11 protein-coding genes are annotated in these 13,809 nt (G+C 39.9%); 5 read left to right on the top strand and 6 right to left on the bottom strand.

Annotation, left to right across the window (positions count from 1 at the left end; all coding sequences use genetic code 11):
- Nucleotides 1-22: 22 nt before the first annotated feature.
- Nucleotides 23-1,771, bottom strand: a complete 1,749-nt coding sequence (locus tag ACFO6W_RS12595) for an LIC_10190 family membrane protein (protein WP_379996927.1) — start codon at nt 1,769-1,771, stop codon at nt 23-25.
- A gap of 845 nt (nt 1,772-2,616) precedes the next feature.
- Between ACFO6W_RS12595 and serS the strand changes: the two genes are divergently transcribed.
- The 4 genes from serS (at nt 2,617) to ACFO6W_RS12615 (ending at nt 6,517) form a co-directional block, all read left to right on the top strand.
- Nucleotides 2,617-3,888, top strand: coding sequence for a serine--tRNA ligase (gene serS / locus ACFO6W_RS12600; RefSeq protein ID WP_379996929.1), 1,272 nt, complete (start codon nt 2,617-2,619; stop codon nt 3,886-3,888).
- A gap of 99 nt (nt 3,889-3,987) precedes the next feature.
- Entirely contained in the window at nt 3,988-4,512 is a 525-nt protein-coding gene (locus ACFO6W_RS12605; RefSeq protein ID WP_379996931.1) for an SPOR domain-containing protein, read from the top strand.
- 405 nt (nt 4,513-4,917) lie between these two features.
- Nucleotides 4,918-5,748 (top strand): SPOR domain-containing protein, encoded by an 831-nt coding sequence (locus ACFO6W_RS12610; protein ID WP_379996933.1) that lies wholly within the window; start codon nt 4,918-4,920, stop codon nt 5,746-5,748.
- A gap of 10 nt (nt 5,749-5,758) precedes the next feature.
- Nucleotides 5,759-6,517: an MBL fold metallo-hydrolase gene (locus ACFO6W_RS12615; RefSeq protein ID WP_379996935.1), complete on the top strand. Its 759-nt coding sequence runs from the start codon at nt 5,759-5,761 to the stop codon at nt 6,515-6,517.
- 11 nt (nt 6,518-6,528) lie between these two features.
- Here ACFO6W_RS12615 and ACFO6W_RS12620 read toward each other — a convergent pair whose 3' ends face one another.
- The 5 genes from ACFO6W_RS12620 to ACFO6W_RS12640 form a co-directional block, all read right to left on the bottom strand.
- Nucleotides 6,529-7,107, bottom strand: a complete 579-nt coding sequence (locus tag ACFO6W_RS12620) for a flavin reductase family protein (protein ID WP_379996937.1) — start codon at nt 7,105-7,107, stop codon at nt 6,529-6,531.
- The gene (pyrI, locus tag ACFO6W_RS12625; protein WP_379996939.1) at nt 7,104-7,565 is read right to left on the bottom strand and encodes an aspartate carbamoyltransferase regulatory subunit; all 462 of its coding nucleotides are present in this window, start codon (nt 7,563-7,565) and stop codon (nt 7,104-7,106) included. Before pyrI ends, ACFO6W_RS12620 begins: the two co-directional genes overlap by 4 nt.
- A 13-nt stretch (nt 7,566-7,578) precedes the next feature.
- Entirely contained in the window at nt 7,579-8,496 is a 918-nt protein-coding gene (pyrB, locus tag ACFO6W_RS12630; RefSeq protein ID WP_379996941.1) for an aspartate carbamoyltransferase, read from the bottom strand.
- A 216-nt stretch (nt 8,497-8,712) separates the two neighbouring features.
- Nucleotides 8,713-10,524, bottom strand: coding sequence for an LIC_10190 family membrane protein (locus ACFO6W_RS12635; protein WP_379996943.1), 1,812 nt, complete (start codon nt 10,522-10,524; stop codon nt 8,713-8,715).
- 15 nt (nt 10,525-10,539) lie between these two features.
- The gene (locus ACFO6W_RS12640; protein WP_379996945.1) at nt 10,540-11,733 is read right to left on the bottom strand and encodes a saccharopine dehydrogenase family protein; all 1,194 of its coding nucleotides are present in this window, start codon (nt 11,731-11,733) and stop codon (nt 10,540-10,542) included.
- Nucleotides 11,734-12,280: 547 nt separating this feature from the next.
- Between ACFO6W_RS12640 and atpD the strand changes: the two genes are divergently transcribed.
- Nucleotides 12,281-13,795 carry a F0F1 ATP synthase subunit beta gene (gene atpD, locus ACFO6W_RS12645; protein WP_379996947.1) on the top strand — a complete coding sequence of 505 codons (1,515 nt, stop codon included), beginning with the start codon at nt 12,281-12,283 and terminating at the stop codon, nt 13,793-13,795.
- Nucleotides 13,796-13,809 lie beyond the last annotated feature (14 nt).

The raw sequence follows: 13,809 nt of genomic DNA on the forward strand, positions 1-13,809 counted from the left end.
CTCAGGATTTGCTAATCCGTAATCAATATATCGGTCTGAAGCCGTCCTGCAGGCTATTTCCCCTCGCTTCCACTGTCTTTATATCCTGCATTTTCCATTCTCTGGCAATGGCTGCATCTCCTGTGCACGGGAATATGCCAAAGCATGAGCCCGTCCTTTGGGTGGTTATATAGATAGTGATATTGTCGTTCATCTTATAGGGGATTATTTCGAATGTCAGGTTATGCGATGTCTTTTCAAACAGGGCTGAATCTTCCATCTTATATTCTGCCGGATAAGGACGATAGAGCATTGTCCAAACGAAATCCTTTATATTTCTTTCTTTTAATGCATGGTAATATTGGCTGCCAGCCTTGGCAAAAGATATGAATAAGAGAAGCGCCAGACCTGCCGTAATTATGTTTCCGGCCCTTTTGCGTATTTTCTTATTATCTTTCAGAATTAAGGATATAGCAAAAAATATCATGGAAAATATTACTCCCGCGCAGAATCTGAAGTCGCGCGCGGTTAAGAGCCAGTATATAAGATTAGTGCATAGTATAAGAAATACAAAATACATATACGCAGGAATATTCCCTTTCTTTCCGATATACCAGGATACTGTAATAAAGACAGCAATTACCGACAGGAAAAAATAGGTAGTCCATGACAGCAGAAAAGTAGAAAAAGAAAGATTCTCCAAATAATGAGGAATCGCATAATCAAACCCGCTATTTCCGATTTCACTGATGTATTCACGCTGTTTGATGAGGATATATTCAGGTACTTTCCAGTCGAACGAAAACAAATCCATTTCTCCTAACGGATAGACCAAATAGCCCGTAATGATTACATTCCGTATCAGCCAAAGTATAACAACGGTCATTGCGCTGATACCCGGGAATAGTATTTCTTTATAGTTTTTTTCTTTGATGAGATGATACATTACATACAGGCTAACCAGGCATAGCGGGGCGAAGAGTAGCTTGTAGGTTACCAGGCTGGTGATAACAAAAACATATAAGACAGCTTTTTCCTTAAGAGCATCCGGATATAATACCAAATTTGACATAAGATAAAATACGGCCAGATTAGGTATTGTATCGGTTGAAGTATCAGCAATGCCTTCTTTCGAAAAATAGAATAAGAGAAAGTAAAAGATAAGTAGAATCAGGCGTTTAACTTCAAATCTGCTATTTATTGTTTCATATAATATCCATATGGCCAGTAATATAGCCAATACGCTTTGTAAACAATAAACAGGCTGTCCGAATAAGAAGCGGAGTGTGAAAATAGAACTCAGCAGCAGGTAGTTCGAATTAAAACCCAGCCTGTCCTCGAAATTTCCCAATCCGGGGATAACGGCAAAATCTTCATTCCACCGGATATTCTGGTAATGGTAGTAATTGGGATCGAAACTAAGGAAGGAGGAGTAAAGGCAAAGGATACAAAAAGAGAGTATAGTCAGGCCGATAATCAATAATTGCACTATTGATAATCTGCCTATTTTTAGGCGTATGCTTTTGATGATTTCCTGTAAATGGTGTCTCCTCATACACCAGTATATGATTATTAAACCCAGGAATGAGAATAACACATACTGATTTGACGGGATAAATAAAGATGACAGGGACAACGGAATCAGAATAACGCACATTCCGGTAAGAAAGCGGTCGGTCAGAGAATAACCGGTGCGATTATTACATAAAATCTGATATAAATAGATAAAGAAATCCCCGGCAGAAAACAAGACGAAGAAAATTAGAAGCCAGGATACAAGTATTGCAATCATTCTTTAACCGTAATCGTTAGGGTCGCAGACCTATTTGTTCTCTCAAAAAATAAAACGACAAGAGCAAATCATAATTTGATAATTTATTATTACTCATAATAGGCAAATATATAAAATATTTGGCAGGAACTTTATCTATAGTTTAGAAGCTTTTTTGTTATCAGCAATTAGCTTATGGTCTTTGACGTGTTGACAGGCCTGCCCGGAGGGGGAACTTACAATGAAGAAAAGAAGTAATATGTGGAAAGTGTTACCTTTTAACAGTTACAAGTTTGCCTCGCCTTCGCTTCGGCGAATGTTATTTCTTCGCCCTAGGGCAGTTACGAGTTACGAGTAGACAAGATACGAGATACAAAATACAAGTTGTTCACTGTTTACTGTTAACTGATATATCTGTTACCTTTGTTACCTTTTAACAGTTACAAGTTACTTCGCCCTTCGGGCAGTTATGAGTTACGAGTAGACAAAATACGAGATACGAGTTGTTCACTGCTGACTGTTTACTGTTAACTGAAATAAGTGTTACCTTTTAACAGTTACAGGTTACTTCGCCCTAGGGCAGTTACGAGTAGACAAGATACGAGATACGAGTTGTTCACTGTTTACTGTTTACTGTTTACTGATATATCTGTTACCTTTGTTGCTTTTTAACAGTTGCAGGTTACTTCGTCTTCGGGCAGTTTCAGGTTATGAGGAAAAGAATTAGCTTCACTGACCGTTGTTACTTAATTTTTCATTCTTAATTTTTCATTCTTAATTGATTCCTGTTACCTTTGTAACTCAAATATTGTTATTATAAATACGCAAATAATAAAATAGGTTCGTGACCTGAAAAAACAGATATAATGTTGACGCTGAAAACCATTAGTGAGAATCCGGAGCTGGTTATAAAAAAACTGGCCAAGAAGCATTTCGACGGAAAAGAAATAATAGAGAAAGTACTGGATATAGACCAGACAAGAAAGAAAACGCAAACAACACTCGATGCAAGCCTGGCCGAATCCAATAGTTTATCCAAACATATCGGGCAACTGATGAAGGAAGGTAAAAAGACAGAGGCGGAAGCTGCAAAAAACAGAGTGTCGGAACTAAAAAGCGAAAATAAGATATTGGAAGATGCTTTGCGTCAGGCAGAACAGGATTTGCAGGATTTGCTTGTACTTATACCCAATCTTCCTGCCGATGAAGTTCCCGAAGGCCGTACACCGGAAGATAATGTAGTGGAACGTACCGGCGGAACAATTCCCGATCTGGGGAAAGACGCGCTTCCTCACTGGGATTTAGCCAAGAAATATGATTTGATAGACTTTGAACTCGGGGTAAAAATCTCAGGTGCGGGTTTTCCCGTTTACAAAGGGAAAGGTGCGCGGTTGCAGCGGGCATTGATCAATTATTTCCTTGATAAGGCGCGCGAAGCCGGATATATGGAAGTACAGCCTCCATATGTAGTAAATGCTGCGTCAGGCTACGGTACAGGCCAGTTGCCGGATAAAGAAGGCCAGATGTATCATGCAACGCTGGACGACTTATATCTGATCCCTACGGCGGAAGTTCCGGTAACTAATATTTATCGAGATGTAATATTGGAAGAGAAGGATTTTCCTGTGATGAATACCGCTTATTCGGCTTGTTTCCGGCGTGAAGCAGGATCATACGGGAAAGATGTGCGCGGTTTGAACCGTTTGCACCAGTTCGATAAGGTAGAGATTGTCCGCATCGACAAGCCGGAGCACTCTTACCAATCATTGAAAGAAATGGTGGCTCATGTTCAGTCTCTTGTCGAAGAATTGGGTTTACCCTGGCGCATCCTTCGTCTGTGTGGAGGCGATATGAGTTTCACATCGGCCCTTACATTCGACTTCGAAGTGTTCTCAGCAGCACAGCAGCGTTGGCTGGAGGTAAGTTCTGTATCGAACTTTGAAAGTTATCAGGCCAACCGTTTGAAGTGCCGTTACCGTGATGCTGATAAAAAGATTCAGTTGGTGCATACGTTGAATGGAAGCGCGCTGGCTTTGCCGCGTATAGTAGCTGCTTTACTGGAGAATAATCAGACTGCCGAAGGTATCCGTATACCGGACGCATTGGTGCCATATACGGGATTTGAATTTATTAATTAAAGTGAAAAAGGAACTATTTGATTCGGGAAACTGTTATTTTAAGTAGTTAATGTATTATTTTTGTGCTAATCGTTAAAACTAAGATAATTATAAAAAGGTATGAATAAGAAATTAATTGGAATCGGATTGGCTATTGCTTTCGTTATAGGTTTTGGTTCATGTAAACCAAAACAAAGCGCCTACAAATCAGTGTACGAAGCGGCTAAAGAGAGAGATGTGGAAGATAATACAACATCGGCTGCTGTTTCTAAACCCGCGGCTACCACACCGACATACACTCCAAGCACTAACGAATCTGTAAGGAAGGAAAAAGTAACACCTGTATATGAGAGTGATGCGTCAGGATTAAAGGCATACAGCGTAGTAGTTGCTGCTATGGCAATGAAGCCGGGAGCAGAATCATTGAAGGAAAGATTCGGTAATGATGGTTACAATATTATTCTGGCTCGTAACGAGCAAGGTATGTACCGCGTGATTATCGCAAGCTATGACTCAAAAGAACAGGCTGTGGCCAAGAAAAATGAAATTCTGGCAAAATATGCGGAATTAGGCGATCCATCTACACTAAAAGCTAAATATGGTATACCATTCAATGACTGGTGGATACTTCAGAGAGAATACTGATCGTCAGATAATATAATAATAGGGGGGACATAATGTTCTCCCTGTTTTTTTGTTATCGGATACGATAATTTTTATCTATATAACGGGTTAAGAGAAACCCGCATCTGAACATTTGAAGTTCTTATATTATTATAAATAGTTCACAGGGTTATGTAAGGTTTCAATATTAGCTTGTTAAAAGTGACGGGCTTTTGTAAGTTTCTTTGTATAAGAGTATTGTTTCCTTTTGTTTTTTTCTATCTTTGTATATTGAATAGTAAAAAAGTTTCCTATTTATTCGCAAAACACATAGGTTTTATGAAAATAACTATACACACAACTTTACTTTTGGCTTTTATCTTTCTTGTCTTACCATGTAAATCTCAGAAAAATCAGGACAAAAAATATAAAAGTTTTTATCAATCTGTGAATAAAACTCACGGGACTATGCCTGTGCAGACCAAGAAGGTTGCAGATTCAGATGTTATAATAGAAAAAATTACAGTTGCGGAGTTAGACTCCGTGATGAAGAACCTTACAGGGGTGACGGATATTATACAAGACGGAAAGTCATTGTTGCATCCGGTTATTACACTCGAATTAGATCCTCATTCTTCAGCCTCCGAGGCTTTATTTGGCAGTGTTGAAACACAGGACAGGACTCCTGGTGTAGGGAAAGGTACTCCGGAACCGAAAATTCAGAGCTTTCCTATGGTAAAGAAAACCGGAATAGTTGCAGCAGTTAGGCCTCCTTCTGCAAAAAGGGCAGTAGAGTCTGAGCGTGCGACTATAATCCCTTCGGGGACAAGGTCTCCGGTAACGGCTGCGTCGAAAGCTGATGTGACTACATCCACATCGAATCCGGAGAGGGTGGCTCCCGTTTCAAAACCATCGGCATCATTCCGGACATTCAATGATTCGGACTGGAAATTGTTCCGTTCTATGGACGTAAAATTAGTGGATCAGGCGGATAACGGATATATGAAGAAATATGCTATTGTACTGGGTTCTTTCAAGAGCCGGAACAATGCAGACTTTATTAAAAGGACATTTAACGGGGTAGGGGAATACTCGACAGTTGTAAGGAACAATCTTGGAGTGTATTACGTTTTGTTAGGAAATTATGATACTGAAACAGAGGCGATTCAGGGATTGGAAGAGGTGACAAAGAAATATACGGAAGGAGTTTCTAAAACAAGGCGGATAAGTCGTTTTGGAATACCTCTCGACGATTTGTGGATTTTGGTACTTAAATGAATTTGAAAGAATGAGAATAAAATTCTTGGGGACAGGGACGTCTACAGGAGTTCCGGAAATAGGATGTCGATGCGAGGTATGTACCTCCGGCAATGTAAAGGACAGGCGCTTACGAGCGTCTGTCTTAGTGAGTATGGATGACTTAAGATTGTTGATCGATTGCGGTCCTGATTTCAGAGAACAGATTATCAATGAAGAGTTTTCTCCGATTGACGGGGTGTTGCTGACGCATGAACATTATGATCATGTTGGAGGGTTAGATGATTTACGGCCGTTTTGTAAATTTTCAGATGTTGATATCTATGCTAATGGTATTACATTGGATGCTCTCAGGAAGCGGACTCCTTATTTTTTCATGGAACAGAAATATCCCGGGATTCCGGCATTGCTGTTACATGAAGTGGACGCTGAAAAACCTTTTAGGATCAAGAATGTAGAGATACAGCCTATAGGTGTGATGCACTATAAGCTCCCCATACTGGGCTATCGTATCGGTGATTTTGCATACCTGACAGATGTAAAATTTATTCCTGATAGAGAGTATGCTAAATTGGAAGGTTTGGATACGTTGGTTATAAATGCATTACGCATTGGGGAACATATATCGCATCTGAACCTGTCGCAAGCATTGGAGCAAATTAAAAAGATAGCTCCCAAGAAGGCTTATCTTATCCATATGTCGCATGGTATAGGTTTACACGATATGGTGCAACGGACTCTGCCCGGGAATGTGTTCTTATCCTATGATGGACTTGAGGTATTTATATAGTGATACCATATTTACAATTCTTCGTCTTTCTTTTTCCTGACAGTCCAGCCGAAGCCCCCGATTTTATTACCCAGTTCGTAATACTGGCCGTGTGAATAAGCGATCGGGTTTGCATCTTCGAGACTGAACTTGCCCGTTGTGCTGTCAATGTATTTCTCGTCGGCTTTCACATTTACCACGTCGGCTATGAACATATCATGTGAACCGAGGGCAAGTATTTCTTTTACCCGGCATTCTATATTTAATGGTGATTCTTCAATGACAGGGGCCTGCACGATAGATGCTTTTCCTGCGGTGAGCTTCATCTCGTCAAATTTGTTGAAGTCTTTCCCTGATCTGACACCGCACCAATCTGTAGCATAGGCCAGTTCTTCGGTGGTAATATTTATCACGAACTCCATATTCCGTTTGATAATACTGTAGGAATGGCGTTCGGGTCGGATTGATATATAGCACATTGGCGGATTGGTACATATGGTTCCCAACCAGCTAAGGGTAATGATGTTGTATTCGTCGGGGTTACTGCCGCAACTAATCATGGCAGCCGGTAAAGGGTATATCAGCGTTCCCGGTTTCCAGTCCTGCTTCATTTCAGTATGATCTCGTCTTTCTTTATTTTTACACTGCAATAATGGCATTGCAGTTCGATGTTTTCTCTGTCGATAACTTCAAATTTAGTCGGCATAGGTTCATTGTTAGTGATGCATTTAGGGTTATTACACTTCATAATACCTTTTATCTTCCGGGGAAGGATAACCCTTTTCTTTTCCACGACTGTGTAGTCTTTAATGATGTTTAATACAACATTCGGTGCTACTAAAGCTATCTTATTAATGACCTCTTCTTCAAAGAATTTGTCGGAGATCTTAATGATACCCTTAGAGTTCATCTTTTTACTCTCCAGATTATTACCGATGGTAATAGGATTGCTTAGCTTTTCCAGTTCGAGCAGAGATACTACTTTAAAAACTACATCTGAAGGTATATGGTCTATAGCTGTACCATTGCAGAGGGCAGCTACCTGTAATTCTTTCCTTTGTTCTTTCATCTCTTAATAGCAATTATTCTACATTAATATTCAATGCATCACATATAACGGCTTCGCGGGTGAATACCCCGTTTTTCGCCTGTTCGAAGTAATAAGCCTTAGGGCTGTCATCCACATCCTGTTGTATTTCATTTACACGTGGAAGGGGATGTAATATTCTCAGGTTCTCTTTGGTATCTGCTATCATATCCTTTTTGAGGATATATACGTTCTTTACCTTTTCGTACTCCATCAGGTCTGTGAACCGTTCTCGTTGTACACGGGTCATGTAAAGTATATCCGCATTGTTTATTACTTCCGGTGAGAAATCTGTATACTCTTTGTATTTAATATTGTGCGAATCGCAGAAGTTTTTGTATGTCTCGGGTAGTCTTAATTCTTCGGGAGCCACGAAGTTGAAGGTAGGATTGAAATGTGACATTCCGATGATTAGGGAATGCACAGTGCGTCCGTATTTCAAATCACCGACAACTGTTAGTTCGAGATCCTCGAGAGTACCTTGTGTTTTGAATATGGAATAAAGGTCGAGCATCGTTTGTGTCGGATGCTGGTTCGCTCCGTCCCCTGCATTAATGATGGGTATAGAAGATACTTCCGATGCGTAGCGTGCAGCCCCTTCGAGATAATGACGCATAATGATAATGTCGGCATAGTTGTTTACCATGGCGATCGTATCTTTAAGTGTTTCCCCTTTGGAGGAACTCGTGGTGGCAGCATCGGAAAAACCAATGATGCGACCGCCCAGCCTGTTAACTGCAGTCTCAAAGCTAAGGCGTGTACGGGTAGAGGGTTCGAAGAAGAGGGTAGCGCAGACTTTACCTTCCAATAATCTCCGGTTAGGATTCTCATCAAACTTTTTAGTCAAGTTGATTATTCTCAGAATATCTTCTTTAGAATAATCTGTAATGGATACCAGGCTTTTGTTGCACATATGTTTAATCAGGTTTGATATTATATCAAAAAAATCCCCGAAAAAGAGAACTTCTTCGAGGATAAATTATCTATATATTAAAATAGTTGTTACAAATAAATAGATTGTCTTCGGGTATAAAATGATGATCTCGCATATGTTTCCGTTTCATGACAATCTTTATTTTATTATTGTTCAAAGATAGATACTTTTTTTGAGATAATATGATACTTTTTTTTATTTGTATTCTTTCCCTGTAATTTCCTTTATCATAGAATCTAATATATCTAAATATTCTTTTTTTGTGCGAAAACCCTCTTGAAGAGTTTTTCCTCTTAGCCCGATAGTCCTTACATCTTGAGCTTTTGAATGATGCTGGAATGGCAGGCCTATATTAGCTGTGGCAGGTAGTTGATCGAAGGTTCTGCCTGTTTCATCCTCCGACAGGAAAATAATTATATCATCTTTTATCCGATACTCTTCGAATTTTATTGATACCCCTCTCGCTTTTGCTTGATCTTTGGCTCCATATGGTATACAGAGAATGGAGGCAAACGATTTTGTCCTTATTTCAGGATATTCTAAGTGTAAAAGTTTATAATAGTTTTGCGTCTTTTTTATTCCGGAGAAAAGCAGTATCAGGGAAAAGGCTATCAATGTCGGATTTTTTAGATTTATACTTCCATCAGCTTTATCTCCTAAAAATATAACGAGTATAATGAATACGGAAGAAAGGATGATTCCGTTTGCAAACCTGAAATCAGGAGCAGATACGGCCCAATAGAGAATATATATAGAGGAGGAAATATAGAGTATATAATACACGTGGTTTACAGCTTTCTTCTTTATATAGCTATACAAAACTATTAAGGGTGAAATTGCTATACTTATGAAAGAAAGCATGATAAAGCTATTATTGATCAGATATATTTTGTAGGTTAAGACTGCATGTCTCAGATAATGCCATGTTGTTACAGTTTCATAAAATACTTTCTTGGCATAACCGTGTATTCCCCATCTTTCTAATTTGGCTACCGATCCGGGTACTTTCCAGTCGAAAGAGAATAAATCTACTTCATGAAGAGGAAAGACCAGATAACCGGATACAATAATATTTCTGGCAAACCATACAAAGATAATGCTTGTTGCGACTGCCGCACAAAAAAGAACAGGTTGCCATGTTTTCTTTTTTAAATATAGTATAATTATATATAAGCTGGCAAAGGATAAAGGAAATGTAGATAATTTGAACGTTACTAAACTTATAGGTAGCAGTATAACGAAAAGTAGCTGATCTTTAAATAAATTGGGGTAAAATACAAATTTTAAAATGAAGTAAAAGGTACATAAGTTAGGTACGATGTCAGTAGATGAATCACAAAGAAGTTCACTGTTTATTGAGAAGAAAACCAAAAATATTATAGATGCTATTATATGTTTTATCTTGAAATTACTTTTTATCAGCTCTGTTAATAACCAGCATGTTATATATACAAACAAAGTTGATTGTAAAGCATATAGGGGTTCACCAAACATAAATCTGAAGCTAAAAATAGCTGATATCAACAGATAATTGGAATTAAACCCGAACCTGTCTTCCAGATTAGCAAGCCCCGGAACAGCGGCAAACTCTTCATTCCATCTGATATTTTGATGGTGATAGAATGCTCCGTCAAACACACAGGAACTCCATATGACAAAAGATAAAATAGAGATGACCGATGCTAGTATAATAATCAGATGGAATGAAGAAAGGGTTGAAAGAGTGAGTTTTGCTTTTTTGATTCGATCCTTTAATCTTTCTTTATTAAAAGCCCAGTATATTATAGAGACAATTATAAAGGCCAATAGTATATAATGATTGGATGGTAGCCAGAATGATGTGGACGATAAAGGTATTAGTATGAAACACATCCCCAAAATAAAAATGTCGGGCAGGTTGTATTCCTCTTTTTGCTTGCAAAGTTTGTTGTAAGAGTGGATAAGTATATCGCCAAAGGATAGTAATACAAGCGATATTACTATCCAGGCAATTATGGTTGCTAGCATATATTTAGCATTTAATTACATTTCCAGGTCCACATCGAATAATTCGTGCCAGGGCAGACCTTGTTTATTCAATTGTTCCATAAACGGGTCCGGGTTAAATTCTTCTACATTATATACTCCCGGTTTGTGCCAAAGGCCTTTCATAAACATGATTGCGCCGATGGTCGCGGGTACGCCGGTCGTGTAGCTCACCCCTTGCGCACCTGTTTCTTTATAGGCTGCTTCGTGGGAGCAGTTGTTATAGACATAATATGTGCGCTCTTTCCCATCTTTTATACCCTTGATGCGGCATCCTATCGATGTTTCGCCTGTATAATTTTCGCCTAGCTCTCCGGGGTCAGGTAATACAGCTTTCAGAAACTGGATAGGTACGATTTCCACTCCATTATAGACAATAGGGTCGATACGTGCCATACCTATATTCTGTATAACACGCAAATGTGTGAGGTATTCCTGTCCGAATGTCATCCAAAAACGGGCACGTTTCAGTGTCGGGAAGTTATTGACAAGCGATTCCAACTCTTCGTGATAAATTACATACGATTCTTTTGGTCCGATATTCGGGTAATTCAATGGCTTGTGTATGGCATGAGGCTCAGTCTCCACCCATTTACCATCTTCCCAGTATTTACCTTTCTGGGTAACTTCACGTATATTGATTTCCGGATTAAAATTGGTAGCAAAAGCTTTTCCATGATCGCCTGCATTACAATCCACGATGTCGAGGTAATGTATTTCATCGAAGTGATGTTTGGCGGCATAAGCTGTGAATACACTGGTAACTCCGGGATCGAATCCACAACCCAGTATTGCAGTGAGCCCGGCTTCTTTAAACCTCTCTCGATAGGCCCATTGCCAACTGTATTCGTATTTAGCTTCTTCTTTCGGTTCATAATTGGCAGTGTCCAGATAATTGACCCCACAAGCAAGGCAGGCATCCATTATTGTCAGGTCCTGATAAGGCAATGCGACATTGATAACCAATTCGGGGTTAAATGAATTGAATAGCCTTTTCAGATCCTCCACATTGTCGGCATCAACCTGTGCTGTTTGTATTTTATTTCCACCTATAGCTTTAGCAATAGCGTCACATTTCGATTTTGTACGGCTAGCCAGCATTATTTCGGTGAAGACATCCATATTCTGGGCAACTTTGTGCGCCACAACTGTGCCGACACCTCCGGCTCCGATTATTAAAACTTTTCCCATTTCTTTATTTTAAGACGGTTTTCTAAATGATGAATAAATTCGCTTTACAAAAATACGATTAAAAATGATAAATAGAAAGTATCTGTTTTCAGATTTAGGGCTAGCCTGATTATTATAATGCGCTTTGCAGGATACTTCTTTTGCATATTTGATAAAAGGCGCCTTTCAGTGTTCTTATTAAGTATATCTGTGGTCATTCAGGTAAAATATCTCTCAATTCAAAATGATTCGGGGGGGATATTTAACTATTTAAAACATTGTAGTTAACTAAAGTTTAAAAATGATAAGCGTACTTATTTTTTTCGTTTGCGAAAATACTATTAAAAATTTATATTGTTTATATTTGCGACGACATTTATAGAGGAGTCTGGTGCCACAAATTATACAGAAAGGTTTTCAATATATACTGATTCTCCAAAAGTTTTATTAATTTTAAAACTTTAATAAAAAGTGGTAGGGAATTGCTGAGGCGATTCTTCGAGACTTGCATGGTGCATACTTTTGAGCAAACGGAAATAATAGAAAATAAATAATAAACAGAAAGCTTATGTCACAAATTGTTGGGCATGTATCTCAAATAATCGGACCGGTGGTGGATGTGTTTTTCGACACAACCAACCCTGCATCGAACTTGCCGAATATCAATGATGCCCTTGAAATTAAAAGGCCTGATGGTCGCTCTTTGATTCTCGAAGTTAAACAACACATAGGCGAAGACACTGTACGTGCCGTAGCCATGGATAGTACCGACGGTCTGAGCCGGGGACTGGATGTGGTACCTTTGGGCTCACCTATCAGAATGCCGGCCGGGGATCAGGTGAAAGGTCGTCTGATGAATGTTGTCGGGGATGCCATCGATGGTATGAGTACTTTGGATAAGACCGGAGGAAATCCGATTCACAGGGAACCGCCAAAATTCGAAGAATTGCAGACTACACGCGAAGTTCTTTTCACAGGGATTAAAGTTGTGGACTTGCTTGCTCCGTATGCAAAGGGAGGTAAGGTCGGTTTGTTCGGTGGTGCCGGGGTTGGTAAGACCGTACTGATCATGGAACTTATTAATAATATCGCTAAAAAGCACAATGGTTATTCTGTATTTGCAGGGGTAGGGGAACGTACCCGCGAAGGGAATGACCTGTTGCGTGAAATGATAGAGTCGAAAGTTGTCCGTTACGGAGAAGAGTTTGAAAAAAGCATGGAAGAGGGGCATTGGGATTTGTCGAAAGTAGATCCCAAGGAACTTGAAAAATCCCAGATATCACTTGTATTCGGCCAGATGAACGAGCCGCCGGGAGCGCGTGCCGACGTAGCCCTTTCTGGACTGACTATTGCCGAATCATTCCGCGATGCGAAATCAGACGGACCAAAAGATATCCTTTTATTTATTGATAATATATTCCGTTTTACACAAGCCGGTTCGGAAGTTTCGGCCTTGTTGGGACGTATGCCATCGGCAGTGGGTTACCAGCCTACGCTCGCTACGGAGATGGGGGCTATGCAGGAACGTATTACTTCTACTAAGAACGGGTCTATCACATCGGTACAGGCAGTGTATGTACCTGCCGATGACCTGACCGACCCTGCGCCTGCGACAACATTCTCCCACCTGGATGCTACGACCGTTCTCGACCGTAAGATTACCGAGATGGGTATTTATCCGGCTGTGGACCCGCTGGGTTCTACCTCCCGAAGTCTCGACCCTATAGTTGTAGGACAGGAACATTACGATACAGCCCAACGGGTGAAAGAAATACTTCAGCGTAACAAGGAACTGCAGGATATCATTGCCATTCTGGGTATGGAAGAACTTTCCGATGAGGACAGGCAAACTGTGAACCGTGCAAGACGTATCCAACGTTTTTTGTCCCAGCCGTTTAATGTGGCAGAGCAATTCACCGGAGTACCGGGTGTGATCGTCGATATTCAGGATACTATCAAAGGTTTCCAACGCATATTGGATGGAGAGGTGGATTATTTACCTGAACAGGCATTCCTGAATGTAGGTACAATCGAAGATGCTATAGAGAAAGGTAAGAAGATACTGGCTCAGGCTGCGGAATAATTTGAAAATTAGCA

Origin of the sequence: Dysgonomonas termitidis (genome assembly GCF_042654545.1) — a bacterium.
Taxonomy (GTDB): Bacteria; Bacteroidota; Bacteroidia; order Bacteroidales; family Dysgonomonadaceae; genus Dysgonomonas; species Dysgonomonas termitidis.

Bases quoted from the DNA above. Each gene is read 5' to 3' on its own strand.
- ACFO6W_RS12595 (WP_379996927.1), bottom strand. From the start codon at position 1,771: ATGATTGCAATACTTGTATCCTGGCTTCTAATTTTCTTCGTCTTGTTT.
- serS (WP_379996929.1), top strand. From the start codon at position 2,617: ATGTTGACGCTGAAAACCATTAGTGAGAATCCGGAGCTGGTTATAAAA.
- ACFO6W_RS12605 (WP_379996931.1), top strand. From the start codon at position 3,988: ATGAATAAGAAATTAATTGGAATCGGATTGGCTATTGCTTTCGTTATA.
- ACFO6W_RS12615 (WP_379996935.1), top strand. From the start codon at position 5,759: ATGAGAATAAAATTCTTGGGGACAGGGACGTCTACAGGAGTTCCGGAA.
- ACFO6W_RS12620 (WP_379996937.1), bottom strand. From the start codon at position 7,107: ATGAAGCAGGACTGGAAACCGGGAACGCTGATATACCCTTTACCGGCT.
- pyrI (WP_379996939.1), bottom strand. From the start codon at position 7,565: ATGAAAGAACAAAGGAAAGAATTACAGGTAGCTGCCCTCTGCAATGGT.
- pyrB (WP_379996941.1), bottom strand. From the start codon at position 8,496: ATGTGCAACAAAAGCCTGGTATCCATTACAGATTATTCTAAAGAAGAT.
- ACFO6W_RS12635 (WP_379996943.1), bottom strand. From the start codon at position 10,524: ATGCTAGCAACCATAATTGCCTGGATAGTAATATCGCTTGTATTACTA.
- ACFO6W_RS12640 (WP_379996945.1), bottom strand. From the start codon at position 11,733: ATGGGAAAAGTTTTAATAATCGGAGCCGGAGGTGTCGGCACAGTTGTG.
- atpD (WP_379996947.1), top strand. From the start codon at position 12,281: ATGTCACAAATTGTTGGGCATGTATCTCAAATAATCGGACCGGTGGTG.